The sequence below is a fragment of the Pseudomonas sp. 3-2 genome, assembly GCF_019710535.1.
Lineage (GTDB): Bacteria > Pseudomonadota > Gammaproteobacteria > Pseudomonadales > Pseudomonadaceae > Aquipseudomonas > Aquipseudomonas pharyngis.
This window is the reverse complement of sequence record NZ_CP081200.1, coordinates 78,810-102,764: the sequence shown is the minus strand read 5'-3', so window position 1 is coordinate 102,764 and position 23,955 is coordinate 78,810. Positions and strand designations below refer to the sequence as shown.

Genomic DNA, 23,955 nt, shown 5'->3' with positions numbered 1-23,955 from the left:
AGGCTATCTGATCAGCGCTGCAAAAATGCCTGATGCAACTGATCCAAAGTCTCGAAGTGATACGCCGGCGCTTCGGCACTCAGCTCTTCATGGCTGCCAAACCCATAACCAACAGCCGCCGCATCCAGACCGTTGCTGCGAGCACCGATCAGGTCGTGCTTGCGGTCACCGATCATCAGCGTGCTGGCCGGGTCCAGCCCTTCCTCGGCGATCAGGTGTGCAATCAGCTCGACCTTGTTGGTGCGAGTGCCATCCAGTTCGCTGCCGTAAATCACCTTGAAGTGTCTGGCGAAATCAAAGTGCCGGGCGATTTCCCGGGCGAACACCCATGGCTTCGACGTCGCGATATACAGCTGCCGGCCTTGGCCGTTCAGGGTTTCCAGCAACGGCGAGACGCCTTCGAACACCCGATTCTCGTAGAGGCCGGTGACCTTGAAGCGCTCGCGGTAGAAATTCACCGCCTCCCACGCCTTGGCTTCATCAAAACCATAAAACTGCATGAATGCCTGCAACAGCGGCGGGCCGATGAAGTGTTCCAGCTTGGTCAGGTCCGGCTCATCGATGCCGAGTTTGCTCAAGGCGAACTGGATGGAACGGGTGATGCCCTCACGCGGATCGGTGAGGGTGCCATCGAGGTCGAACAGTACGGTCTGGTAATGCATGAAAAATCCCGGGCGGTAGAGAGAAAAGTCAGAGCTGGTCGTAGCCTTCAGCCAGATGCAGGTCCTTGAGCTTCACGTAGTTCGCCGCGCTGTAGGTGAAAAAGGCGTTTTCCTTGTCGGTCAGCGGACGAACCTGTTTCACCGGACTGCCCACGTACAGAAATCCGCTTTCCAGGCGCTTGCCCGGCGGCACCAGGCTGCCGGCGCCGATGATCACGTCGTCCTCGACCACCGCGCCGTCCATCACGATGCTGCCCATGCCGATCAGCACGCGGCTGCCAACGGTGCAGCCGTGCAACATGACCTTGTGGGCGATGGTCACGTCATCGCCGATCAGCAGCGGGAAGCCGTCCGGGTTGAACGGGCCGGCGTGGGTGATGTGCAACACGCAGCCGTCCTGCACGCTGGTGCGCGCACCGATGCGGATGCGGTGCATGTCGCCGCGGATCACGGTCAGCGGCCACACGGAGCTGTCTTCGCCGATTTCGACGTCGCCGATCACCACCGCCGAGCCGTCGACAAAAGCGCCTTTGCTCAAGCGTGGGGTTTGATTCTGGTACTTGCGAAGGGACACGATTAGTTCTCTCTCTGTCGCCGATAGCTGCGGTGGGTGTCGATTGTAATTAAGATGGGCGCATGTTTCTTCCAGCCAAGGTGCCAACCGTGAGCGTGAACAACCCTCTTCTGCAGTCCTACGACCTGCCGCCGTTCTCCGCGATCCGTGCCGAACACGTGCAGCCGGCCATCGAAACCATCCTGGCCGACAACCGCGCCGCCATCGCCGAAATCCTCAAGACCCAGGGCCAGAACCCGACCTGGGCCGGGCTGGTGCTGGCGATGGACGAACTCAATGATCGCCTGGGCGCCGCGTGGAGCCCGGTCAGCCACCTCAATGCCGTGTGCAACAGCGCCGACCTGCGTGAAGCCTACGAGTCGTGCCTGCCGGCATTGAGCGCCTATTCCACCGAGATGGGTCAGAACCGCGAGCTGTTCCAGGCTTATGAAGCCCTGGCCAACAGCCCGGAAGCCGCCGGTTTCGACGTGGCGCAGAAAACCATTCTGGAACATGCCCTGCGCGATTTCCGCCTGTCGGGTATCGACCTGCCGGAAGCCGAACAGAAACGCTACGCCGAAGTGCAGAGCAAGCTGTCCGAGCTGGGCAGCCGCTTCTCCAACCAGTTGCTCGACGCCACCCAGGCCTGGACCAAGCACCTGACCGACGAAGCCGCCCTCGCCGGCCTGACCGATTCGGCCAAGGCGCAAATGGCTGCTGCCGCCCAGGCCAAAGGCCTCGACGGCTGGCTGATCACCCTGGAATTCCCGAGTTACTACGCGGTGATGACCTACGCCCAGGACCGTGCGCTGCGTGAAGAAGTCTACGCCGCCTACTGCACCCGTGCGTCGGATCAAGGCCCGAATGCCGGCCAGAACGACAACGGCCCGGTGATGTGCGAAATCCTCGACCTGCGTCAGGAGCTGGCAAAACTGCTCGGCTTTTCCAGCTTCTCCGAGCTGAGCCTGGCCACCAAAATGGCCGAGTCCAGCGATCAGGTGCTGAGCTTCCTGCGCGATCTGGCCAAGCGCAGCAAACCGTTTGCCGCCCAGGATCTGCAACAGCTCAAGGCTTACGCCGCCGAGCAGGGCTGCGCCGATCTGCAAAGCTGGGACAGCGGTTTCTACGGTGAAAAACTCCGTGAACAACGTTACAGCGTGGCTCAGGAAACCCTGCGCGCCTACTTCCCGATCGACAAAGTGCTGGGCGGCCTGTTCGCTATTGTTCAGCGTCTGTATGGCATCGAGATCGCCGAACTGAAAAGCTTCGACACCTGGCACCCGGATGTACGCCTGTTCGAAATCAAGGAAAACGGCCAGCACGTCGGCCGCTTCTTCTTCGACCTCTATGCCCGCGCGAACAAGCGTGGCGGCGCGTGGATGGACGGCGCCCGCGACCGTCGCCGCACCGTCGGCGGGGTGCTGCAAAGCCCGGTAGCCAACCTGGTGTGCAACTTCACCCCGGCCGACAGCGGCAAACCTGCGCTGCTGACCCACGATGAAGTGACTACCCTGTTCCACGAATTCGGCCACGGCCTGCATCACCTGCTGACCCGCGTCGAGCATGCCGGCGTGTCCGGCATCAACGGCGTGGCGTGGGACGCCGTCGAGCTGCCAAGCCAGTTCATGGAGAACTGGTGCTGGGAGCCGGAAGGCCTCGCACTGATCTCCGGCCACTACGAAACCGGCGAGCCGCTGCCGCAGGATCTGCTGGAAAAAATGCTCGCGGCAAAGAACTTCCAGTCCGGCCTGATGATGGTGCGTCAGCTGGAGTTCTCGCTGTTCGACTTCGAACTGCACGCCACCCACGGTGACGGCCGCAGCGTCGCGCAGGTGCTCGAAGGCGTGCGCAACGAAGTCTCGGTGATGCGTCCTCCGGCCTACAACCGCTTCCCGAACAGCTTTGCGCACATCTTCGCCGGCGGTTACGCGGCGGGTTACTACAGCTACAAGTGGGCGGAAGTGCTGTCGGCGGATGCCTTCTCCAAATTCGAAGAAGACGGCGTGCTGAATGCCGACACCGGTCGCGCCTTCCGCGAAGCGATCCTCGCCCGCGGTGGTTCGCAGGCGCCGATGGTGCTGTTCGTCGACTTCCGTGGCCGTGAGCCGTCGATTGACGCACTCTTGCGCCACAGCGGCCTGAGTGAGGACGCGGCAGCATGAGTGAGGCACCCGTGAAGACCAAAAAACGCTTTATCGCCGGGGCGGTCTGCCCGGCGTGCAGCGAGCCGGACAAATTGATGATGTGGAGCGAGGACGATGTCCCGCACCGTGAATGCGTGGCGTGCGGTTACAGCGACACGCTCAATGCCCAGGGGCTGTCGGTGCCGAAAGAGCTGGGCACGCGGGTCAACACCAGCGCGCTCAAGCCTGCCCCGGACAAAACAATTCAGGCGGTGCAGTTCTTCCCGAATCCGAAGCTGAAGAAAAAGCCTGACGAGCAGCACTGATCCTCGACCACCTTCCCCGATTCGTCGGTGGAAGGTGGTATTGGCTTAACACCTGTCCCCCGCACTTGCTTCGTAGGCTGGCCCCTTTGCGCCACGCCTCGAAGGAAGCTGCCATGCCCGACACCAATCCCCTCCTGCAACATTGGACGCTGCCACCCTGGCCAGCGATTCGCGCCGAGCATCTCGTGCCGGCAGTCAACCGCATCATTGCCGACAATCGACACATCATCGCCCAAGTGATCGCCAGTCAGTCCGAACATCCCGGCTGGGACGATCTGGTGCTGAGCATCGACGAAGCCGATGCCCGCCTCGGTGAAGTCCGCTCGATTCTCGAAACGTTGTCGATGGTCAGGTCCGACGATCCCACCTGGCTCGTGGAAAGCGCCAAGGCGCATCTGGCGATCAATCAGTATCGCTCTGAAAAAGCCCGCAATCGCCGGTTGTACGAGACCTATCAGCGTCTGGCGCAGAGCTCGATCGCCGGCAGTTTCGATGAGTCGCGCAACATCGCACTGGCGCGGATTCTGCGCCGATTCAAGCAGTCGGGCATTGAGCTTCCCACTGAACAGCAGCAGGAGCTGGCGCGGTTGAACCGCGAGATCGGTGGGTTGGAATTCGTATTTCTGGACAACCTCGAGCGCTGGGCCGAGGCGTGGAGCAAACGTGTTGACGATATTGCACTGCTCTCAGGCTTGTCACAGGCGATGAAGGATCGCCTGGCGCGCGCCGCACGCCAGGCCGGGCATGACGGCTGGCTGATCCGCCTGGACCAGAACACCTGCCAGCACATCCTCAAGTACGCCGAAAACCGCGCCTTGCGGGAGGAATGCTATGTGGCCTACCTGACCCGTGCCTCTGATCGGGGCCCACTGGCCGGCCGCTTCGATAACGGCCCGGTGCTGGCCAAGCTGCTCGCCTTGCGCCAGCAGAAAGCCCGTTTGCTCGGTCATGAAAACGCCGCGCAACTGAGTCTGGCCAAAAACAGCGCCGGGACGACCGCATGGGTCAGTGGCTTTCTCCAGCGTCAGGCGGCGCAGCTGGCACCTGCCCTCGCGCAGGATGCGAAACAACTGGCGGCCTTCGCACGGCAACGCGGGATCGACCGGGTCCAGCCGTGGGATGAAGACTTCCTCGCCGAACAATGGCGCCAGCAGCAGTTTCCCGGCGCACTGGAAAACCTGCGTGATTACTTCCCGCTCGAGGGCACCCTGCGCAGGCTCTTTCTGTTCTGTGAACGGATGTTCGGGATCCGCATCGTCGAGCAGTCCGGCGGCGGGCATTGGCATGACGATGTGCGCCTGCTGGAAATCAGCGAGCATGAACAGGTCATCGGCTACATCTACCTTGACCCGTTTCACCGCGACAAGGCGGTGGACTTCCCCGGCACCACCACACTGCGCAATCGCCGGATCAACGCCGAAGGTCGCCCGGCGTTGCCGATTGCCCTGCTCCACAGCAATTTCACACTGCCCACCGATACCCATCCGTGCCGCCTCGAAATCGACGATCTTCGGGTGCTTTTCCATGAGTTTGGCCACTGCCTCCAGCACGTGTTGACGCGTTCGCCCCATTACACGCTGTCCGGCATCCTGCAATTGGGGCATGAAGCGGCAGAGTTTTCCGGGCAATTGTTTGAGCAATGGTGTCAGTCGCGCGAGTTTGTGCTGTGGCTCGGTGCCCATTTTCAGACCGGCGAGCGCTTGAGCGCCGCACGGGTCGACGCGGCTCTGTCAGCCAGTCAGGCCCATTCCAGCCGGCAACAGGCCTTGTTGCTGATGGGGGCGATGATTGACTTCGAACTGCACTTGACCCACGGCGATGGACGCTCGGTCGAAGAGGTTTGCAACGATGTGCAGCGCACTCTGACTCATCTGCAATTACCGGACGATCACCGGTTCGCCAATGGTTTCGATTACATGGTGACCCAGTACGACGCTTCGGTTTACGCCTATGTCTGGTCGAACATGCTGGCCCAGGAAGCATTCAAGCGCTTCAGCCGCGACTGGGTGTTCAACGCGCAGACCGGTCGTGAGTTTCGCGCAACGTTCTTTACACCGGGTGCGGGGCGTCCGCTCCTGGATGCGGTTGAAGCGTTCATCGGCCGGCCAGTCGCCGGCCTCGTTAATGAGGAGGCCGGAAGGGTTACTTCAGATTGACCGTCTGAAACCAGCTCTTCATCGAGCACGTAGCAAACGCGCTGGTACTGCAATCGCCATTGGCCAGCGCGGTGCGCAACTTGTCGACATCGACCTGCATCACGTAACGCACGCTGTCGCGGAAGTGACCACTTTCACCAAAGCCGCCCTGGGTCATTTCGTTCAGGGCATCCTCCTTGCTCCAGCCCTGCACAACGATTCGGTACATCGCCGCCATCAAGCCGGTGCGATCGGAGCCGTGCTTGCAGTGCATCAACACCGGGCCGTCGGCTTCGGCGGCTTGAATCGCACGCAGGGTCTTGAGCACATCACTGTCGTCCACGTGATTGGTGCGATAGGGCAATTGCACCTGATGGATACCGGGGGCCTTCAGCCAGCTGGAATCCGCTTCCGGCAGAAAATTGATGACGGTGGCCACCTTCAGGTTGTTCAGCAACGGCACCGCGCCGTCATCAGGGAGCGCGCTGCGATACAGCGTGGGCGACATCTGGAACAGGTTGTATTGCACCTCTACCGGTTGCGCCCACTCGACGGGACGGGAAGCCGGGGTTTGCGCAGCCTGAGCTGGACTCCAGCTGAACAGGGCCAGCAGCGATAAACAGAAAGCGGAGGAAAAACGCGTCAGGAACATGCTTTACGGCGACCGTGTGGGTTTCGTCAGTGAAGGCCGCAGCTTGCGAGCTTCGCGGTCAAATCCGCGTGAGGCGCTTGTAAAAGAATCGTGAATACCGCGGTTCCCTTGATCGAAAGCGCTGTTTTTTTGGCTGAATCGGTTCATCCCGTTGCTTAGCCTGCTACCATTTGTCACATCATGTTGCAGACGCGTCCCCTTTCTCCCGGTCATTCCGGCCACGTCGCAGCCAGAAAATTCTTGAGCCGTTCGCAGAAACGGCTGACAACCATCAATGCCTGATGAGGTGCATCCCCATGTCTGATGAAGATCGAGACAACCCGCGGCGTGAGTTTTTGCGCAAATCCCTGACCCTGATTCCAGTGGTTACCCTCGCCGGCAGCGGACTCGGCAGCACCGTGCTGCAAGCCGCGCCGGAAAGTGCGCCTGCCACGCCCCCGGCGAAACCAGCCGCCGTTGAAGCCAGTACCTATCAGCCAAGCTATTTCACTGCCGAAGAGTGGGCGTTCATCAATGCCGCTGTCGCGCAATTGATCCCCAACGACGCGCAGGGCCCAGGTGCACTCGAAGCTGGCGTGCCGGAATACATCGACCGTCAGATGAACACGCCGTATGCCGCCGGTGCCCTTTGGTACATGCAGGGCCCGTTCAATGCCGACGCCGCGCCGGAGATGGGCTGGCAGAGCAAACTGGTCCCGAAAGAAATCTATCGTCTCGGCATCGCCGCCACGGATCAGTGGGCAAAATCCCTCCACGGTAAAACATTTGCCGAGCAAGACAGCGCTACCCGAGACGATCTGCTCAAGCAGCTCGAAGCCGGGAAACCGCAATTCGACAGCGTTCCGGCGAAGATTTTCTTCAGCCTGCTGCTGCAAAACACCAAGGAAGGGTTCTTCTGCGACCCGATCCATGGCGGCAATAAAGACATGGTCGGCTGGACCATGATCGGCTTCCCCGGCGCCCGCGCCGATTTCATGGATTGGGTGGAACGCAACGAGCAGTACCCCTTCCCGGCAGTTTCGATTCGCGGCGAGAGGGCGTGAGCATGGCAACGGTAATGAAAAAGGTCGACGCAGTGATCGTCGGTTTCGGCTGGACGGGCGCGATCATGGCCAAGGAGCTCACCGAAGCGGGGCTGAACGTGCTGGCACTGGAACGCGGGCCGATGCAGGACACCTACCCGGACGGCAACTATCCACAGGTGATCGACGAACTCACCTACAGCGTGCGGAAAAAACTCTTCCAGGACGTTTCCAAGGAAACCGTCACCATCCGCCACAGCATCAACGACATCGCCCTGCCGAATCGCCAGTTGGGCGCGTTCCTGCCCGGCAATGGCGTGGGCGGCGCCGGGCTGCACTGGTCGGGCGTGCACTTTCGGGTCGACCCGATCGAGTTGCGCATGCGCAGCCACTACGAAGAGCGCTACGGCAAAAGCTTCATCCCCAAGGACATGACCATCCAGGACTTCGGCGTCAGCTATGAAGAGCTGGAACCGTTCTTCGACTTCGCCGAAAAAGTCTTCGGCACCTCCGGCCAGGCCTGGACCGTGAAAGGACAACTGGTCGGCCAGGGCAAGGGCGGCAACCCGTACGCACCGGATCGCTCGAACCCGTTCCCGCTGGAAGCGCAGAAGAACACGGTTTCCGCACAGCTGTTCGGTAAAGCGGCTACGGAGGTGGGTTACAAACCCTACAACCTGCCTTCGGCAAATACGTCGGGGCCGTACACCAACCCTTACGGCGCACAGATGGGCCCGTGCAACTTCTGCGGTTTCTGCAGCGGTTACGTCTGCTACATGTATTCCAAGGCGTCGCCGAACGTGAACATTCTGCCGGCCCTGAAGCCGCTGCCGAATTTCGAACTGCGGCCCAACGCCCACGTGCTGCGGGTCAACCTCGACAGTACGAAAACCAAAGCCACCGGCGTCACCTACGTCGACGGCCAGGGCCGCGAGATCGAACAACCGGCGGACCTGGTGATCCTCGGCGCATTCCAGTTGCACAACGTGCGTCTGATGCTGCTCTCCGGCATCGGCAAACCCTACGACCCGGTCAGCGGTGAAGGCGTGGTCGGGCGCAACTTCGCCTACCAGAACATGGCCACGATCAAGGCGTTCTTCGACAAGGACACCCACACCAACAACTTCATCGGCGCCGGCGGCAACGGTGTGGCGGTGGATGACTTCAACGCCGACAACTTCGACCACGGGCCTCACGGTTTCGTCGGTGGCTCGCCGATGTGGGTCAACCAAGCCGGCAGCCGACCGATCGCCGGCACCTCCAACCCGCCCGGTACTCCGGCCTGGGGCAGTGCGTGGAAACGCGCGACCGCCGATTACTACACCCACCAGGTGTCGATGGACGCCCACGGCGCGCATCAGTCCTACCGAGGCAACTACCTCGATCTGGACCCGGTGTACCGCGATGCCTACGGCATGCCGCTGCTGCGGATGACGTTCGACTGGCAGGAAAACGACATCAAGATGAACCGCTTCATGGTCGAGAAAATGGGCAAGATCGCCGAGGCCATGGGCCCGAAAGCCATTGCCGTGATCGGCAAGAAAGTCGGCGACCACTTCAACACCGCGTCGTACCAGACCACCCACCTCAACGGCGGCGCGATCATGGGCACCGATCCGAAAACCAGCGCGCTGAACCGCTACCTGCAGAGCTGGGACGTGCACAACGTGTTCGTTCCGGGTGCCTCGGCGTTCCCGCAAGGGCTGGGTTACAACCCGACCGGGCTGGTCGCCGCGTTGACCTACTGGTCGGCGAAAGCGATTCGCGAGCAGTACCTGAAAAACCCCGGCCCGCTGGTTCAGGCTTAAGGAGCGATGACCATGAAGACTCTCGTTATCGCGACCCTCGCGCTGCTCGGCAGCACGGCCGCTCACGGCGCCGAAATTGATCAATCCCTGATCAAACAAGGCGAATACCTCGCCCGTGCCGGCGACTGCGTGGCCTGCCACACGGCCAAGGATGGCAAGCCGTTCGCCGGTGGCCTGCCGATGGAAACCCCGATCGGCACAATTTACTCAACCAACATCACCCCGGATAAAACCGGTGTCGGTGACTACAGTTTCGAGGACTTCGACCAGGCCGTGCGCCATGGCGTGGCCAAAAACGGCACGACCCTGTACCCGGCGATGCCGTACCCGTCCTACGCCCGTGTCAGCGAAACCGACATGCGGGCGCTCTACGCCTACTTCATGCATGGCGTTGCACCGGTGGCGCAAGAGAACAAGGCCAGCGACATCCCTTGGCCCTTGAGCATGCGCTGGCCGCTGATGGGCTGGCGCTGGCTGTTCGCGCCAAAGGTCGAGGACTACAAACCCGCGTCGGACGACGCCGTCGTCAGCCGTGGGGCGTATCTGGTGGAAGGCCTCGGACATTGCGGCGCCTGCCATACGCCACGGGCCCTGACCATGCAGGAAAAATCCCTGAGCGCGGCCGAAGGCAGCAGTTTTCTGTCAGGCAGCGCGCCGCTGGAGGGCTGGATCGCCAAAAGTTTGCGCGGTGACCACAAGGACGGTCTCGGCAGTTGGAGCGAAGAGCAACTGGTGCAGTTCCTCAAGACCGGTCGCAGCGACCGCAGCGCAGTGTTCGGCGGCATGAGCGACGTGGTCACCCACAGCATGCAGTACATGACCGACGCCGACCTGACCGCGATTGCCCGTTACCTGAAATCGCTGCCGGCCAATGATCCTGCCGACCAGCCGCACCAGTACGACGAGAAAGCCGCCAAGGCCTTGTGGAACGGTGATGACAGTCAGCGTGGCGCGTCGGTGTACATCGACAACTGCGCCGCCTGCCACCGCACCGACGGCCATGGCTACACCCGGGTGTTCCCGGCGTTGGCAGGTAATCCGGTGTTGCAATCGGACGACCCGACCTCGCTGATTCACATCGTGCTCAAGGGCGGCACTCTACCTGCGACGCACGCCGCGCCATCGACCTTCACCATGCCTGGCTTCGCCTGGCGTCTGTCGGATCAGGAAGTGGCCGATGTGGTGAGCTTCATCCGTGGCAGTTGGGGCAACAAGGGCGCGCCGGTCAAGGCCGCTGACGTGACCCAGTTGCGCAAGGACGATATGAAGCAAACCTCGAACGATGACCTCGGCCAGGTGACACAGCACAACTGACTGTTCGCCAAACGGCACTAGTCAGACCGACAGCGCCTCGATACTGTATATGCACACAGTATCGAGGCATTGCCATGTCCACCCCTCTTCCTCCGCGCGGTCGCGGCACCGCCACCAACCCGCACAACCGCTTCGCGCCGAGTCGTTCGGTGGCCGAGGATGACGGCTGGTATCAGGAAGTGCCACTGACTCAGGGCACCGAAGTCAGCTTCGAAACCGCGAAGACCATCATCACCCGCAACACCTCGCCGGACCTGCCCTTCGACCGTTCGATCAACCCCTATCGCGGCTGCGAGCATGGCTGCATTTATTGCTATGCACGGCCCAGCCACGCTTATTGGGACATGTCGCCGGGGCTGGATTTCGAAACCAAACTGATCGCCAAAACCAACGCGGCACAGCTACTGGAAGAACAGCTGGGGAAAAAAGGCTATCAATGTGCGCCGATCAACCTCGGATCCAACACCGATCCCTATCAGCCGATCGAACGCGAACACCGGATCACCCGCCAGACCCTCGAAGTACTGCTGCGCTACCGGCATCCGGTGACGATCGTCACCAAGGGCTCGCTGATCCTGCGCGACCTCGACCTGCTCACCGAACTGGCACAACAGCGGCTGGTGGCGGTGATGATCAGCCTCACCACCCTGGACGACGAACTCAAACGCATCCTCGAACCCCGCGCCGCTGCGCCCAAGGCGCGTTTGCGGGCGATCCGGGTGATGCGCGAGGCGGGGATTCCGGTGGGCGTGTTGTGTTCGCCGATGATTCCGATGATCAACGACAGCGAAATCGAAAGCCTGCTGACCGAGGCCCACGCGGCCGGCGCCCAGAGCGCGGCCTACATGATGCTGCGCCTGCCGCTGGAGGTGGCGCCGCTGTTCGAGGAATGGCTTGAGGCGCACTACCCGCAGCGTGCGGCGCATGTGCTGAGCCTGATCCGCCAGAGCCGTGGCGGCGAGCTGTACGACAGCCGTTTCGGTGCCCGGATGCGCGGCGAGGGGCCGTTTGCCGACCTGCTCGCCCAGCGCTTCGCCAAAGCGATCAAGCGCTTGGGACTCAATCACCGCGAAGGCTACAACCTCGACTGCACGGCCTTCTGTCCGCCGGGTCGTCAGATGTCGCTGATTTAGCGACAATTGGCTCATGGTTGAGAGGAAGGAATGCTTGACCCGGTTTACGCCGGTCACACATTTTGTGACCTGGAACACACGTTCTAGAGCGCTTGATTCAGTTTGAGTTAAGTTTCGGCAGTTACCTTGCTCATCGAGTGACTGACGGGTCGGGATGACCCGGATGTTCTAAACAGCCACTGGCTTCACACCGGAATACACGGGAACGACTCCCCGAATCCGCCAATGAGGATGAATCATGAGTGACAAGGATAAACAGCCGTTGGCTGCGTCGGCGCAAGCCGCCCCTGTGGCGGAATCCGCCGATGCAGCGTTGAAGCGTATCGTTGACGGCTTTTTGCATTTTCATCATGAGGTCTTTCCGCAGCAGGAAGAACTCTTCAAGAAACTCGCCACGGCCCAATCGCCACGGGCCATGTTCATCACCTGCGCCGACTCGCGCATCGTTCCTGAACTGATCACCCAGAGTTCGCCCGGCGATCTGTTCGTGACCCGTAACGTCGGCAACGTCGTGCCACCCTACGGCCAGATGAACGGCGGCGTTTCCACCGCCATCGAATACGCGGTACTGGCCCTCGGCGTGCAGCACATCATCATTTGCGGCCACTCCGACTGCGGCGCCATGCGCGCGGTACTCAATCCGGACAGCCTGGAAAAGATGCCGACGGTCAAAGCCTGGCTGCGCCACGCCGAAGTCGCGAAAACCATGGTGCATGACAACTGCAACTGCGCCGACGAAAAAGAAAGCATGCCGATCCTCACCGAGGAAAACGTCATCGCCCAACTGCAGCACTTGCGTACCCATCCTTCGGTAGCCTCGCGCATGGCGAACGGTCATCTGTTCATCCATGGCTGGGTCTACAACATCGAAACCAGCGAAATCAAAGCTTACGACGCGGATCAGGGATGCTTCCTGCCGCTCGACGGCAGCCATCCGATTCCGGTGGCGACGCCCAAAGCGCGCTTCTAAATCCTCCTAAAAATCCGTGTGGTTTGACGCCGGCCGCTGTTTCAGCGGCCAGGCCTTGCCACGCCTGAAGAAAACTTCGGGAGTATCGCCATGCGTGCGGCTCAATTGAAAGCTGTGTTGCCACGGGAGCTGCTCGCTTCAGTGGTTGTGTTTCTGGTCGCGTTGCCGCTGTGCATGGGCATTGCCATTGCTTCAGGGCTGCCACCGGCCAAAGGCCTGATCACCGGGATCATCGGAGGGCTGGTGGTGGGCTGGCTGGCGGGGTCGCCGTTGCAGGTCAGCGGTCCGGCGGCGGGTCTGGCGGTGCTGGTGTTCGAGCTGGTGCGCCAGCACGGCATCGAGATGCTCGGGCCGATACTGCTGCTCGCCGGTTTCCTGCAACTGGTAGCGGGACGCCTGAAGCTCGGATGCTGGTTCCGGGTCACGGCGCCAGCGGTGGTGTACGGCATGCTTGCCGGTATCGGTGTGCTGATCGTGCTGTCACAGGTGCATGTGATGCTTGACGCGTCACCGAAACCCTCTGGACTGGACAACCTGACGGCATTCCCCGGCGCGGTGGCGCAGGCCTTGCCGTCCTTTGGCTGGCAGGCCGGGCTGCTCGGGCTGTCGACCATCGCGGTGATGTGGCTGTGGGAAAAATTCCGCCCGCATTCGCTGCGTTTCATTCCCGGCGCGCTGCTCGGGGTCGGGCAGGCGACAGGTGCCAGCCTTTTGCTGGCGCTGCAAGTGAAGCGGGTTGAAGTGCCGGCGAATCTGGCCGAAGCCATCGACTGGCTGAAACCGGCGGACCTGCTCAGCCTGGCCGACCCGACGCTGCTGATCGCCGCGTTCGCTGTCGCCTTCATCGCCAGCGCCGAAACCCTGCTGTCCGCCGCCGCGGTGGATCGCATGCACAGTGGCGCGCGTTCGGACTTCGACCGTGAGCTGTCGGCGCAAGGCGTCGGCAACATGCTCTGTGGTCTGGTCGGCGCGCTGCCGATGACCGGGGTGATCGTGCGCAGTTCAGCAAACGTCCAGGCTGGTGCCACCACACGTTACTCGACGATTTTCCATGGCCTGTGGCTGCTGGCGTTCGTGCTGTTGCTGTCGAGTGTACTGCAGAGCATTCCGGTGGCGAGTCTGGCCGGCGTTCTGGTCTACACCGGTTTCAAACTGGTGGATCTCAAGGCGTTCCGTGGTCTGGGGCGTTATGGCCGGATGCCGATGTTCACCTACGCCGCCACGGCGCTGGCGATCATCTTCACCGACCTGTTGACGGGCGTATTGATCGGTTTCGGCCTGACTTTGTTGAAACTGGCGTTCAAGGCCTCGCGCCTGAAAATCAGCCTGATCGATCTGCCGCAGGAAGGGGAAATGGAGTTGCGTCTGGTGGGCGCCGCGACGTTCCTCAAGGTGCCGGCACTGACTCAGGTGCTGGGCAGCATTCCGCCGGGCACGACGGTGCATGTGCCACTCAACAACCTGAGCTACATCGACCATTCGTGTCTGGAACTGCTTGAAGAGTGGGGCCGGGCGAATGCGGCCAAGGGGGCGAAACTGTTGATCGAGTCGCGTGGATTGAAGCGACGGCTCGAGGGACGGATCCGCACCACCACCGGGATCGGTGCGGCGGGCTGAAAACACTTGGGGGAACAGAGCAATCTGTTCCCCCAATCGTTTGCGCCGAGATCAAGCCGCAGGCTGATCCAGCTCCAGGCCCACGCCCAGACGGCGACTCATGCACGGCCAGCGTTTCCACGCCGCACCGGTGTCCGGGCTACTGAGTTTCTCGCGGTAGGCTTCCACCGACTCCAGCGCAAAGCTGTCGTCGTCGAGCATGCTGTCCACCGCGTGATGCACCACTTCGTCGAGTTGGTTGGCAAATTCCTCACCGATCAACTGGTGAGCAATCAGATTGGCGACCGTCATGTCCAAGGGGATCAGTGGCTGGCCGAAATGCTTGATGTACAGGTCGTTGACCTCTTCGACAAAACGGTGCGCCAGATAGGCTTCGTCCAGCAGACTGTCCAGGCCCACGGGCGGCTGGAGGAAGTACTGCTCGGCGATTTTCAGCACCGGTTTGATCTGCGATTCGATTCCCGCTTCCCTGGCGACTTCATTGGCTGCATCCAGCAGGTCTGGCACTTCGTCGATGTAGGCGGCGACAAAACGCGTCAGCACGCCGTTGGCGTCGGTTTCCGGCAACTGGATCGCCGGGTGCAGGTGTTGCATTTGAGCTTCGAGCTGACGGGTCAGCTTTCCGGTTTCAATCTCGTGTTGTCGGGCTATGTGTATTTGCTCGCGCAATGCGGCGGTGTTCATGAAAACTCCAGGAAACAAGGCAATGAAATAGGGAAGACATAACTTAGCTGGCTTACGAAAAATGCTAAGACGCATTTGTCATAATTATTTCATCCTTGATGCACCGGCGTTATATCGGTTTGCCACCACTCGTCTGCATCCTTCTCCATTCGTGCCCTGGAACGCAAGTGTCAGCTGTTTCATTCGATTTACGTCCTCACATTGCATTTCTCGGTGGCTGTCTATACTCGCCATTGAATGGAGTTAGCTGATGACGCCCGACTGCCCACGCAGCAAGGCCCGGCGATTCAAGTTCGTAGTCTGATGCAGCCGCTCCCTTGCCTCTGGTGAAAGCCGGCGGGATAACAAGAACGATAAGGGGAACCCGCAATGATGCGACATCCACACGTCTGGATGGGCCTCCTGTTGTGGTCGATTTTCAGCCCGGTGCAAGCTGCCTGGACTGTGAATATGGCGCCTGGAGCGACTGAAATCAGTCACGCAGTATTCGACCTGCACATGACCATTTTCTGGATCTGTGTGGTGATCGGGATCATCGTCTTCGGCGCCATGTTCTGGTCGATGATGGTGCACCGCCGTTCTACCGGGCAGGTCGCCGCAAAATTCCACGAAAGCACCACCGTCGAAATTCTCTGGACCGTCGTCCCGCTGCTGATTCTGGTGGCGATGGCCGTTCCGGCGACCGCGACCCTGATCAAGATGTACGACACCAGTGAGCCGGATATCGATATCCAGATCACCGGTTATCAGTGGAAGTGGCACTACAAATACCTGGGCCAGGACGTCGAGTTCTTCAGCAACCTGGCCACGCCCGCCGAGCAGATCCACAACAAGGAAGCCAAGGGCGAACACTACCTGCTCGAGGTCGACAAGCCGCTGGTACTGCCGACCGGGGCCAAGGTGCGCTTCCTCGTGACCTCCGCCGACGTGATCCACTCCTGGTGGGTGCCGGCCTTCGCGGTCAAGCGCGATGCGATCCCCGGGTTCGTCAACGAAGCCTGGACCCGCATCGACAAGCCCGGCCTCTACCGTGGCCAGTGCGCCGAACTGTGCGGCAAGGACCACGGCTTCATGCCGATCGTGGTCGACGTCAAAGAGAAGGCCGACTACGAAAAATGGCTTGCCGAGCGCAAGGCCGAAGCGTTGCAGCTCAAGGAGCTGACCAGCAAGGAATGGACCCTCGACGAACTCAAGGAACGTGGCGACAAGATCTACCACACCACCTGCGTCGCCTGTCACCAGGCTGAAGGCCAGGGCCTGCCACCAATGTTCCCGGCCCTCAAGGGCTCGAAAATCGCCACCGGCCCGAAAGAAGGCCACTTGAGCATTGTCTTCCACGGCAAGCCCGGCACCGCCATGGCGGCGTTCGGCAAGCAGCTGTCGGAAGTCGATATCGCAGCGGTCGTGACCTACGAACGTAACGCCTGGGGCAACAACAAGGGCGACATGGTCACGCCAAAAGAAGTGCTGGAGCTGAAACAGGCGGAAAGCAAATGAGCCGGTCTATTGCGTACTTCGTGAACCGGTCGGGGCCCTGCGTCCCGGCCTGCCCAGTCCACTCACTTGAAGGAGACCGGCCATGAGCGCTGTCATCGATGACCACGGTCATGCCGACCACGACCACGCCCACGCCCACGGCCCCGCCAAAGGCCTGATGCGCTGGGTGCTGACCACCAACCACAAGGACATCGGCACGCTGTACCTGTGGTTTGCGTTCTGCATGTTCCTGCTCGGCGGCTCGTTCGCCATGGTGATCCGCGCCGAGCTGTTCCAGCCCGGCCTGCAGATCGTGCAGCCGGAATTCTTCAACCAGATGACCACCATGCATGGTCTGGTGATGGTATTCGGGGCGGTGATGCCGGCGTTCGTCGGCCTCGCCAACTGGATGATCCCGTTGATGGTCGGTGCGCCGGACATGGCCCTGCCGCGGATGAACAACTTCAGCTTCTGGCTGCTGCCGGCGGCGTTCCTGCTGCTGGTCTCGACCCTGTTCACCGCCGGTGGCGGGCCGAACTTCGGCTGGACGTTCTACGCGCCGCTGTCCACCACCTATGCACCGGAAAGCGTGACGTTCTTCATCTTCGCCATTCACTTGATGGGGATCAGCTCGATCATGGGCGCGATCAACGTGATCGCCACCATCCTCAACCTGCGCGCCCCCGGCATGACCCTGATGAAAATGCCGCTGTTCGTCTGGACCTGGCTGATCACCGCGTTCCTGCTGATCGCGGTGATGCCGGTGCTGGCCGGGTGCGTGACGATGATGCTGATGGACATCCACTTCGGCACCAGCTTCTTCAGTGCTGCCGGTGGCGGTGACCCGGTGCTGTTCCAGCATGTGTTCTGGTTCTTCGGCCACCCCGAGGTGTACATCATGATCCTGCCGGCCTTCGGTGCCGTCAGCCAGATCATCCCGACCTTCTCGCGTAAGCCGCTGTTCGGCTACACCTCGATGGTCTACGCCACGGCGAGCATCGCGTTCCTGTCGTTCATCGTCTGGGCGCACCACATGTTCGTGGTGGGCATCCCGCTGGTGGGCGAGTTGTTCTTCATGTACGCGACGATGCTGATCGCGGTGCCGACCGGGGTGAAGGTGTTCAACTGGGCCAGCACCATGTGGCAAGGCTCGATGACCTTCGAGACGCCGATGCTGTTTGCCGTGGCGTTCGTGATTCTGTTCTCGATCGGCGGTTTCTCCGGGCTGATGCTGGCCATCGCCCCGGCCGACTTCCAGTACCAGGACACCTACTTCGTGGTCGCGCATTTCCACTACGTACTGGTGCCGGGGGCGATCTTCGGGATCTTCGCGTCTGCCTATTACTGGCTGCCGAAATGGACCGGCCACATGTACGACGAAACCCTGGGCAAGCTGCACTTCTGGCTGTCCTTCGTCGGCATGAACCTGACGTTCTTCCCGATGCACTTCGTGGGTCTGGCGGGCATGCCCCGGCGGATTCCGGACTACAACCTGCAGTTCGCCGACTTCAACATGGTCTCGTCGATCGGCGCGTTCATGTTCGGCGCCACGCAGATCTTCTTCCTGTTCATCGTGATCAAGACCATCCGTGGCGGCGAACCGGCTCCGGCCAAACCGTGGGATGGCGCCGAAGGTCTGGAATGGAGCGTGCCGTCTCCGGCGCCGTATCACACCTTCACCACGCCGCCGGAAGTGAAATGAACCCTGTAGCCGTTGAGGGCCGCCACCATGGCTGACTCGATTTCGATGAAGAAGCTGGTCACCCGACTGCTCGGCGTGGTGGTGGCGATGTTCGTCTTCGGTTTTGCCCTGGTGCCGATCTACGACGTGATGTGCAAGGCGTTCGGCATCAACGGCAAGACCGCCGGGCAGTACGAGGGCGAGCAGACCGTCGATGCCTCGCGGCAGGTGCGGGTGCAATTCCTGTCGACCAACACCGCCGACATGCCGTGGGATTTCTACCCCAAGCATGACGAACTGACGGCCAACCCCGGCGCGGTGAACGAGATGATCTTCATCGCGCGCAACCCCACCGACAAACCGATGAGCGCGCAAGCCGTACCGAGCATCGCGCCGAGCAATGCGGCGGCGTATTTCCACAAGACCGAATGCTTTTGCTTTACCCAGCAGGTGCTGCAGCCCGGTCAGCAGATCGAGATGCCGGTGCGTTTCATCGTTGACCGCGACATGCCCAAGGACGTGAAGCACCTGACGCTGTCCTACACGCTGTTCGATATCACCGCCCGACATCCTCCGGTGGCTGCAAACACTGGCGGTTAAGCGTGCCCGATAAGGAGAACAATAAATGGCAACTCATGAGCACTATTACGTCCCGGCCCAGAGCAAGTGGCCGATCGTCGCCACGGTGGGGATGTTCGTCACCGTGTACGGCCTGGCGACCTGGTTCAACGATCTGAAGGCAGCGCGTCCGGAATCCCACGGCCCGCTGATCTTTTTCGTCGGCGGCCTGTTGCTGGCGTACATGCTGTTCGGCTGGTTCGGTACGGTGATCAAGGAGAGCCGCGCGGGGTTGTACAGCCCGCAGCTGGACCGCTCGTTCCGCTGGGGCATGAGCTGGTTCATCTTCTCCGAGGTGATGTTCTTCATCGCCTTCTTCGGCGCGCTGTTCTACGTGCGGCACATTTCCGGCCCGGCACTGGGCGGCGAAGGCACCAAAGGCATCGCCCACATGCTCTGGCCGAACTTCCAGTTCACCTGGCCGCTGCTGCACACGCCGGATCCGAAACTGTTCCCGCCGCCCAAGGAAGTCATCAGCCCCTGGGGCCTGCCGCTGATCAACACCATCCTGCTGGTGAGCTCCAGCGTAACCATCACCATCGCCCACCATGCGCTGAAGAAAGGTCATCGCGGCGCGCTGAAACTGTGGCTGGCGATCACCGTGCTGCTGGGCTGCGCGTTCCTCGGTTTCCAGGCCGAAGAATATATCCACGCCTACCACGAACTGGGGCTGACCCTCGGCTCGGGCATCTACGGCGCGACGTTCTTCATGCTCACCGGTTTCCACGGCGCCCACGTGACCATCGGCACGATCATTCTGTTCGTGATGCTGATGCGCATCATGAAGGGCCACTTCGACAACGAACATCAGTTCGGTTTTGAAGCGGCGAGCTGGTATTGGCACTTCGTCGATGTGGTGTGGATCGGCTTGTTCATCTTCGTTTACGTGCTCTGAGGAACAGAGCTACCAAGGCGCGTGCGACACCAATTGGCCGCTGTAGAAACCCCAGGCGATCAGGCCGACGGTGACAGCGGCCAACGTCACCCGAACACTCAAGGCGATCACCAGCCGATTCGAGCTGCTGTCGTCCTTGACCAGGAAAAACAGGCCGCTGAACAGGCTGACCACCGTGGCAATCAGCATCAGGACGATGGCTGCTTTGAGCATGGGAAGAACTCCGGGGGAACAAGCGATGCACTTGAGTATAGCGATCGCACTGACTGATTTTCTGGCGCGACCATGAAGCGCTTCCGGCCGGGTGTGGTGCCGACACTGGTCGTCGGCCTGCTGCTGCCGTTGCTGATTTCGCTGGGCTTCTGGCAACTGGGCCGGGGCGCGGAGAAAACCGCGCTGCTCGCCAGTTACGCCGAACGCCGCGCCGCCGAACCGATGGCCAGCACCGAGTTGCCGCACAGCGCCGATCCGGCCTTCCGCCGGGTGCATCTGCACGGCCAGTTCGATGCCGCCCGTAGCCTGTTGCTGGACAACCGTCAGCGCAACGGCAAGGTCGGCGTCGAATTGCTGCAACCGTTTCAGGATCAACGCAGCGGCCAGTGGCTGCTGGTCAATCGCGGTTGGCTGCCGTGGCCGGACCGGCGCACGGCCCCGCAATTCAACACACCGGTCGACGCCGTGGATGTCGATGCCTGGGTGTATGTCGCCCCCGGTGCCACCTTCCAGCTGCATGCCGATCCGGTCAGCAGCACCTGGCCGCAAACCGTCACCGCCGTCGAACCCGCGAAGCTGTGGAAAACCCTCGAACGCGATGGTTTCGCCTACGAATTACGCGCCGAACCCGGCCCCGCCAGCTATCAGGCCGACTGGCCGGTAGTTGCGATGGGCCCGGAAAAACACCTCGGTTACGCCGTGCAGTGGTTCGCCATGGCCACCGCCCTGCTCGGGCTCTACCTCTATCTCGGCTGGCACAACGCAAAGGAGAAACACCATGGGAGCGGCCATGAATCCACCCAGCATGTCTGAAACGAAAGTCCCGGCCAGTCGCCGTCGCGGACGCATCCAGCTGCTGCTGATCGTGCTCGGCGTGGTCGGTCCGATGATCCTCGCCACCGGCATGTACAAGTTGCAGTTCTGGGTGCCGGAAGGTCGCAGCTATCACGGCGAATTGATCGGCAACGGTCAGACCCGCGCCGACCTCGGCATCCAGGCTGACGAAACGCGCTGGCAGATGCTGGTGACCGCACCGAAGGATTGCGCGGTGGACTGCCAGCAACTGGTGTACCTGGCGCGGCAGATCCAGATTGGCCTGGGCCGCGAAGCCGGGCGCGCCAGCCACGCCCTGGCCGCTGCACAACCGTTGGCTGCCGACTACGAAGCCAAGCTGACCCGCGAATATCCGCAGCTGCAACGCTACCCGCTGGACCCGGCGACCTTCAGCAAGGCCACGGGCGACAAGGCCACGCCGCAACTGTGGATTATCGATCCCCACGGCAACCTCGTGCTGCGCTACGACCCGAGCGTCAAGGGCAAGGACCTGCTCAACGACCTGCGCCACCTGCTGAAACTGTCGAACATCGGATAAGGGCATCGTCATGGCCAAACCTGGATTTCGCCTCGCGCTGTTTGCCACCCTGCTGGCACTGATCGTGGTGCTGCTCGGCGCCTACACCCGCCTGACCCACGCCGGCCTCGGCTGTCCGGACTGGCCGGGCTGCTACGGGTTCATCAGCGTGCCGAAAAGCGAAGCCCAACTGGCCCATGCCGAACTGCATTACCCCGACTCGCCAGTGGAGGCGCACAAAGGCTGGAACGAGATGATCCACCGTTACTTCGCTGGCACCCTCGGCATGCTGATTTCGGTATTGGCAGGACGGGCGTGGGTCAATCGTCGTCATCCCGGGCAACCGCTGAAACTGCCGCTGTTTCTGCTGGCGGTGGTGTTTGCCCAGGCGGCTTTCGGTATGTGGACGGTGACGCTCAAGCTCTGGCCGCAAGTGGTGACCGGGCATTTGCTCGGTGGCTTCGCGACCCTGAGCCTGCTGTTTCTGCTGACCTTGCGACTGTCCGGCGTGCTGCCGGCGCTGACCGTGCCCAAGCGTCTGCAATATTGGGCGACTGCCGGATTGCTGTTGGTGATCGGCCAGATCGCCCTCGGCGGCTGGGTCAGTTCCAACTACGCGGCGGTGGCCTGCATCGACTTCCCGACCTGCCACGGCCAGTGGCTGCCGCCGGCGGATTTCGCCAACGGCTTTCACCTGACCCAACACATCGGCCCCAATTACCTCGGCGGGCAACTCGACAGCGATGCACGCACGGCGATTCACCTGACCCACCGCATCGGTGCGTTACTGGTGACGGTCGTCCTGCTCGGTCTGGCCTGGCAACTGAAAGTGGTCGGCATGACGCGACTGGCCGGGCTGGTGCTGATCGCCCTCGCCGCGCAGATCACCCTCGGCATCAGCAACGTGCTTTTTCATCTGCCGCTGCCGGTGGCCGTGGCGCATAACGCCGGCGGTGCAGCGCTGCTGCTGACGATGGTGCTGGTCAACTACCACGCGCGGACCAGCCTGGTTCGGGTCAAGCAACCGATGATCGCACGCTGGCGCCTGAGCCCGCGCAAACACTCGGCGGCGCCCATCACGATTAAAGGAGAGACGCCATGGCGATTCTGATCGGCGAACGTCCGGCGCAGGCGCTGTGGCGTGATTATCTGGAGCTGACCAAACCGAAAGTCGTGGTGCTGATGCTGATCACCTCGCTGGTGGGCATGTTCCTCGCGACCCGCGCCGGGGTGCCGTGGACGGTGCTGGTGTTCGGCAACCTGGGGATCGCGTTGTGTGCCGGTGGCGCGGCGGCGGTCAATCACGTGGTGGACCGGCGCATCGATGCGGTCATGGCCCGCACCCATAAAAGGCCGCTGGCCGAGGGTCGGGTTTCGCCCACGGCGGCACTGACCTTTGCGCTGGTGCTGGCACTGCTCGGCCAGGCCCTGCTGCTGACCTTCACCAATCCGCTGACCGCGTGGCTGACCCTGGCCTCGCTGCTTGGCTACGCGGTGATCTACACCGGTTTTCTCAAACGCGCGACGCCGCAGAACATCGTCATCGGTGGCCTCGCCGGCGCCGCCCCGCCGCTGCTCGGCTGGACCGCCGCCACCGGCCACGTCAGCGCCGAACCGCTGCTGCTGGTGCTGATCATCTTCGCCTGGACCCCGCCGCACTTCTGGGCGCTGGCCATCCATCGCAAAGAGGAATACGCCAAGGCCGACATTCCGATGCTGCCGGTCACCCATGGCGAGCACTACACCAAGGTGCACATTCTGCTGTACACCTTCGCCCTGCTGGCGGTCAGCCTGTTGCCGTACGTGATCCACATGAGCGGCCTGCTGTACCTGATCTGCGCGCTCGGTCTGGGCGCCAGGTTTCTGCAATGGGCCGTGGTGCTGTACCGTGGCACCCGGCCGCACGCGGCGATCAACACCTTCAAGTACTCTATCTGGTACCTGTTTCTGCTGTTCATCGCCCTGCTCGTAGACCACTACTTACTGTTGAACCTATGACTCGAACCCAGAAAACCGTCTTCATCCTCGTCGCCGTGATCGCGCTGATCCTCGGCCTGACCGTCAACAAAGTGCTGAGCGGCAAGGGCCAGGGCGACCCGACCGCACTGATCGACGCCGGCATCATCCTGCTGCCGCAGAGCCGCAACCTGCCGGACGTGACGATGACCAATCAGGACGGTCAACCGGTCACGGTCAACGAGCTCAAGGGCAAGTGGAGCCTGCTGTTCTTCGGCTACACCTTCTGCCCGGACATCTGCCCGACCACCCTCGCCCAGCTGCGCCAGATCAAGAGCGAATTGCCGAAGGATGCCGTGGACAAGTTGCAGATCGTGCTGGTCAGCGTCGACCCGAACCGCGACAACCCTGCGCAGTTGAAGCAGTACCTGGGTTATTTCGATCCACAGTTCATCGGCCTGACACCAAAGTCCATCGACGAGTTGCAGAAGGTGGCGAACGCGGTGAGCATTCCGTTCATTCCGGCGGACACCAGCAAGCCGAATTACACGGTGGATCACAGCGGCAACCTGGCGGTGATCGGGCCGGACGGGACACAGCGCGGGTTTATTCGGGCGCCGTTGAATAATGCCAAGCTGGTGGCGCAACTCCCGATTATGCTCAACCGCAAGTAAGAACAGCACTGTTCCAATATGGAAGCGGGCTTGCTCGCGAATGCGGTGTGTCAGTCGACCTATGTTTATCTGACCCGCCGCTTTCGCGGGCA

23 protein-coding genes are annotated in these 23,955 nt (G+C 61.6%); 18 read left to right on the top strand and 5 right to left on the bottom strand.

The annotated features are described in order from the left end of the window. Nucleotides 1-11: 11 nt before the first annotated feature. Together K3819_RS00480 and K3819_RS00475 are read right to left on the bottom strand one after the other, a co-directional pair. Entirely contained in the window at nt 12-662 is a 651-nt protein-coding gene (locus K3819_RS00480; RefSeq protein ID WP_085613561.1) for an HAD family hydrolase, read from the bottom strand. 28 nt (nt 663-690) lie between these two features. Then, entirely contained in the window at nt 691-1,236 is a 546-nt protein-coding gene (locus K3819_RS00475) for a gamma carbonic anhydrase family protein (protein WP_064592524.1), read from the bottom strand. Between the two features lie 89 nt (nt 1,237-1,325). Here K3819_RS00475 and prlC point away from each other — a divergent pair, with 89 nt between their 5' ends. The 3 genes from prlC to K3819_RS00460 all read left to right on the top strand — a co-directional run bounded on the left by prlC (nt 1,326) and on the right by K3819_RS00460 (nt 5,820). Continuing rightward, entirely contained in the window at nt 1,326-3,377 is a 2,052-nt protein-coding gene (gene prlC / locus K3819_RS00470) for an oligopeptidase A (protein ID WP_260329024.1), read from the top strand. Continuing rightward, nucleotides 3,374-3,664, top strand: a complete 291-nt coding sequence (locus K3819_RS00465; protein ID WP_221398429.1) for a YheV family putative zinc ribbon protein — start codon at nt 3,374-3,376, stop codon at nt 3,662-3,664. Before prlC ends, K3819_RS00465 begins: the two co-directional genes overlap by 4 nt. A 113-nt stretch (nt 3,665-3,777) precedes the next feature. Then, on the top strand, nt 3,778-5,820 hold the full coding sequence (locus K3819_RS00460) for a M3 family metallopeptidase (protein ID WP_221398428.1): 2,043 nt from the start codon (nt 3,778-3,780) through the stop codon (nt 5,818-5,820). On the opposite strand, the gene K3819_RS00455 is transcribed toward K3819_RS00460, so the two are convergent. Beyond that, on the bottom strand, nt 5,807-6,451 hold the full coding sequence (locus K3819_RS00455; RefSeq protein ID WP_221398427.1) for a dual specificity protein phosphatase family protein: 645 nt from the start codon (nt 6,449-6,451) through the stop codon (nt 5,807-5,809). The genes K3819_RS00460 and K3819_RS00455 overlap by 14 nt on opposite strands. Before the next feature lie 296 nt (nt 6,452-6,747). Between K3819_RS00455 and K3819_RS00450 the strand changes: the two genes are divergently transcribed. The 6 genes from K3819_RS00450 to K3819_RS00425 all read left to right on the top strand — a co-directional run bounded on the left by K3819_RS00450 (nt 6,748) and on the right by K3819_RS00425 (nt 14,315). Further along, nucleotides 6,748-7,494: a gluconate 2-dehydrogenase subunit 3 family protein gene (locus K3819_RS00450; protein WP_221398426.1), complete on the top strand. Its 747-nt coding sequence runs from the start codon at nt 6,748-6,750 to the stop codon at nt 7,492-7,494. 2 nt (nt 7,495-7,496) lie between these two features. Next, complete coding sequence (locus tag K3819_RS00445) at nt 7,497-9,281, top strand: GMC family oxidoreductase (RefSeq protein WP_103385835.1); 1,785 nt, start codon at nt 7,497-7,499, stop codon at nt 9,279-9,281. A gap of 12 nt (nt 9,282-9,293) precedes the next feature. Further along, on the top strand, nt 9,294-10,595 hold the full coding sequence (locus tag K3819_RS00440) for a cytochrome c (protein ID WP_221398425.1): 1,302 nt from the start codon (nt 9,294-9,296) through the stop codon (nt 10,593-10,595). A 74-nt stretch (nt 10,596-10,669) separates the two neighbouring features. After that, the gene (locus K3819_RS00435; RefSeq protein WP_221398424.1) at nt 10,670-11,728 is read left to right on the top strand and encodes a PA0069 family radical SAM protein; all 1,059 of its coding nucleotides are present in this window, start codon (nt 10,670-10,672) and stop codon (nt 11,726-11,728) included. Between the two features lie 238 nt (nt 11,729-11,966). Beyond that, nucleotides 11,967-12,698 carry a carbonic anhydrase gene (locus K3819_RS00430; protein ID WP_064592510.1) on the top strand — a complete coding sequence of 244 codons (732 nt, stop codon included), beginning with the start codon at nt 11,967-11,969 and terminating at the stop codon, nt 12,696-12,698. 90 nt (nt 12,699-12,788) lie between these two features. After that, on the top strand, nt 12,789-14,315 hold the full coding sequence (locus K3819_RS00425; protein WP_221398423.1) for a SulP family inorganic anion transporter: 1,527 nt from the start codon (nt 12,789-12,791) through the stop codon (nt 14,313-14,315). Between the two features lie 51 nt (nt 14,316-14,366). On the opposite strand, the gene K3819_RS00420 is transcribed toward K3819_RS00425, so the two are convergent. Then, nucleotides 14,367-14,999: a hypothetical protein gene (locus tag K3819_RS00420; RefSeq protein WP_039764833.1), complete on the bottom strand. Its 633-nt coding sequence runs from the start codon at nt 14,997-14,999 to the stop codon at nt 14,367-14,369. Nucleotides 15,000-15,368: 369 nt separating this feature from the next. Here K3819_RS00420 and coxB point away from each other — a divergent pair, with 369 nt between their 5' ends. The 4 genes from coxB to K3819_RS00400 all read left to right on the top strand — a co-directional run bounded on the left by coxB (nt 15,369) and on the right by K3819_RS00400 (nt 19,669). After that, on the top strand, nt 15,369-16,496 hold the full coding sequence (gene coxB, locus K3819_RS00415) for a cytochrome c oxidase subunit II (protein ID WP_064592505.1): 1,128 nt from the start codon (nt 15,369-15,371) through the stop codon (nt 16,494-16,496). Nucleotides 16,497-16,578: 82 nt separating this feature from the next. Next, the gene (gene ctaD / locus K3819_RS00410) at nt 16,579-18,177 is read left to right on the top strand and encodes a cytochrome c oxidase subunit I (protein ID WP_221398422.1); all 1,599 of its coding nucleotides are present in this window, start codon (nt 16,579-16,581) and stop codon (nt 18,175-18,177) included. Between the two features lie 27 nt (nt 18,178-18,204). After that, complete coding sequence (locus K3819_RS00405; RefSeq protein ID WP_011331799.1) at nt 18,205-18,756, top strand: cytochrome c oxidase assembly protein; 552 nt, start codon at nt 18,205-18,207, stop codon at nt 18,754-18,756. A 25-nt stretch (nt 18,757-18,781) separates the two neighbouring features. Beyond that, the gene (locus tag K3819_RS00400) at nt 18,782-19,669 is read left to right on the top strand and encodes a cytochrome c oxidase subunit 3 (RefSeq protein WP_011331798.1); all 888 of its coding nucleotides are present in this window, start codon (nt 18,782-18,784) and stop codon (nt 19,667-19,669) included. A gap of 9 nt (nt 19,670-19,678) precedes the next feature. Here the strand turns inward: K3819_RS00400 and K3819_RS00395 are convergent, their stop codons facing one another. After that, nucleotides 19,679-19,882 carry a twin transmembrane helix small protein gene (locus K3819_RS00395; RefSeq protein ID WP_064592503.1) on the bottom strand — a complete coding sequence of 68 codons (204 nt, stop codon included), beginning with the start codon at nt 19,880-19,882 and terminating at the stop codon, nt 19,679-19,681. Between the two features lie 72 nt (nt 19,883-19,954). Between K3819_RS00395 and K3819_RS00390 the strand changes: the two genes are divergently transcribed. The 5 genes from K3819_RS00390 to K3819_RS00370 are packed head-to-tail and all read left to right on the top strand — an operon-like array spanning nt 19,955 to nt 23,863. Next, nucleotides 19,955-20,695 carry an SURF1 family protein gene (locus K3819_RS00390; protein ID WP_221398421.1) on the top strand — a complete coding sequence of 247 codons (741 nt, stop codon included), beginning with the start codon at nt 19,955-19,957 and terminating at the stop codon, nt 20,693-20,695. After that, nucleotides 20,661-21,254: a hypothetical protein gene (locus K3819_RS00385; RefSeq protein WP_039764840.1), complete on the top strand. Its 594-nt coding sequence runs from the start codon at nt 20,661-20,663 to the stop codon at nt 21,252-21,254. Before K3819_RS00390 ends, K3819_RS00385 begins: the two co-directional genes overlap by 35 nt. A gap of 10 nt (nt 21,255-21,264) precedes the next feature. Beyond that, nucleotides 21,265-22,344, top strand: coding sequence for a heme A synthase (locus K3819_RS00380; protein WP_221398420.1), 1,080 nt, complete (start codon nt 21,265-21,267; stop codon nt 22,342-22,344). After that, entirely contained in the window at nt 22,332-23,231 is a 900-nt protein-coding gene (gene cyoE, locus K3819_RS00375; protein ID WP_085606403.1) for a heme o synthase, read from the top strand. Before K3819_RS00380 ends, cyoE begins: the two co-directional genes overlap by 13 nt. Then, the gene (locus K3819_RS00370) at nt 23,228-23,863 is read left to right on the top strand and encodes an SCO family protein (protein WP_221398419.1); all 636 of its coding nucleotides are present in this window, start codon (nt 23,228-23,230) and stop codon (nt 23,861-23,863) included. The genes cyoE and K3819_RS00370 overlap by 4 nt, the downstream gene beginning before the upstream one ends. The last annotated feature ends 92 nt before the right edge of the window (nt 23,864-23,955 follow it).

Excerpts from the sequence above, each read along its gene's own strand:
- K3819_RS00480 (WP_085613561.1), bottom strand. The coding sequence starts at position 662 with ATGCATTACCAGACCGTACTGTTCGACCTCGATGGCACCCTCACCGAT.
- K3819_RS00465 (WP_221398429.1), top strand. The coding sequence starts at position 3,374 with ATGAGTGAGGCACCCGTGAAGACCAAAAAACGCTTTATCGCCGGGGCG.
- K3819_RS00460 (WP_221398428.1), top strand. The coding sequence starts at position 3,778 with ATGCCCGACACCAATCCCCTCCTGCAACATTGGACGCTGCCACCCTGG.
- K3819_RS00455 (WP_221398427.1), bottom strand. The coding sequence starts at position 6,451 with ATGTTCCTGACGCGTTTTTCCTCCGCTTTCTGTTTATCGCTGCTGGCC.
- K3819_RS00450 (WP_221398426.1), top strand. The coding sequence starts at position 6,748 with ATGTCTGATGAAGATCGAGACAACCCGCGGCGTGAGTTTTTGCGCAAA.
- K3819_RS00445 (WP_103385835.1), top strand. The coding sequence starts at position 7,497 with ATGGCAACGGTAATGAAAAAGGTCGACGCAGTGATCGTCGGTTTCGGC.
- K3819_RS00440 (WP_221398425.1), top strand. The coding sequence starts at position 9,294 with ATGAAGACTCTCGTTATCGCGACCCTCGCGCTGCTCGGCAGCACGGCC.
- K3819_RS00435 (WP_221398424.1), top strand. The coding sequence starts at position 10,670 with ATGTCCACCCCTCTTCCTCCGCGCGGTCGCGGCACCGCCACCAACCCG.
- K3819_RS00430 (WP_064592510.1), top strand. The coding sequence starts at position 11,967 with ATGAGTGACAAGGATAAACAGCCGTTGGCTGCGTCGGCGCAAGCCGCC.
- K3819_RS00425 (WP_221398423.1), top strand. The coding sequence starts at position 12,789 with ATGCGTGCGGCTCAATTGAAAGCTGTGTTGCCACGGGAGCTGCTCGCT.
- K3819_RS00420 (WP_039764833.1), bottom strand. The coding sequence starts at position 14,999 with ATGAACACCGCCGCATTGCGCGAGCAAATACACATAGCCCGACAACAC.
- coxB (WP_064592505.1), top strand. The coding sequence starts at position 15,369 with ATGATGCGACATCCACACGTCTGGATGGGCCTCCTGTTGTGGTCGATT.
- ctaD (WP_221398422.1), top strand. The coding sequence starts at position 16,579 with ATGAGCGCTGTCATCGATGACCACGGTCATGCCGACCACGACCACGCC.
- K3819_RS00405 (WP_011331799.1), top strand. The coding sequence starts at position 18,205 with ATGGCTGACTCGATTTCGATGAAGAAGCTGGTCACCCGACTGCTCGGC.
- K3819_RS00400 (WP_011331798.1), top strand. The coding sequence starts at position 18,782 with ATGGCAACTCATGAGCACTATTACGTCCCGGCCCAGAGCAAGTGGCCG.
- K3819_RS00395 (WP_064592503.1), bottom strand. The coding sequence starts at position 19,882 with ATGCTCAAAGCAGCCATCGTCCTGATGCTGATTGCCACGGTGGTCAGC.
- K3819_RS00390 (WP_221398421.1), top strand. The coding sequence starts at position 19,955 with ATGAAGCGCTTCCGGCCGGGTGTGGTGCCGACACTGGTCGTCGGCCTG.
- K3819_RS00385 (WP_039764840.1), top strand. The coding sequence starts at position 20,661 with ATGGGAGCGGCCATGAATCCACCCAGCATGTCTGAAACGAAAGTCCCG.
- K3819_RS00380 (WP_221398420.1), top strand. The coding sequence starts at position 21,265 with ATGGCCAAACCTGGATTTCGCCTCGCGCTGTTTGCCACCCTGCTGGCA.
- cyoE (WP_085606403.1), top strand. The coding sequence starts at position 22,332 with ATGGCGATTCTGATCGGCGAACGTCCGGCGCAGGCGCTGTGGCGTGAT.
- K3819_RS00370 (WP_221398419.1), top strand. The coding sequence starts at position 23,228 with ATGACTCGAACCCAGAAAACCGTCTTCATCCTCGTCGCCGTGATCGCG.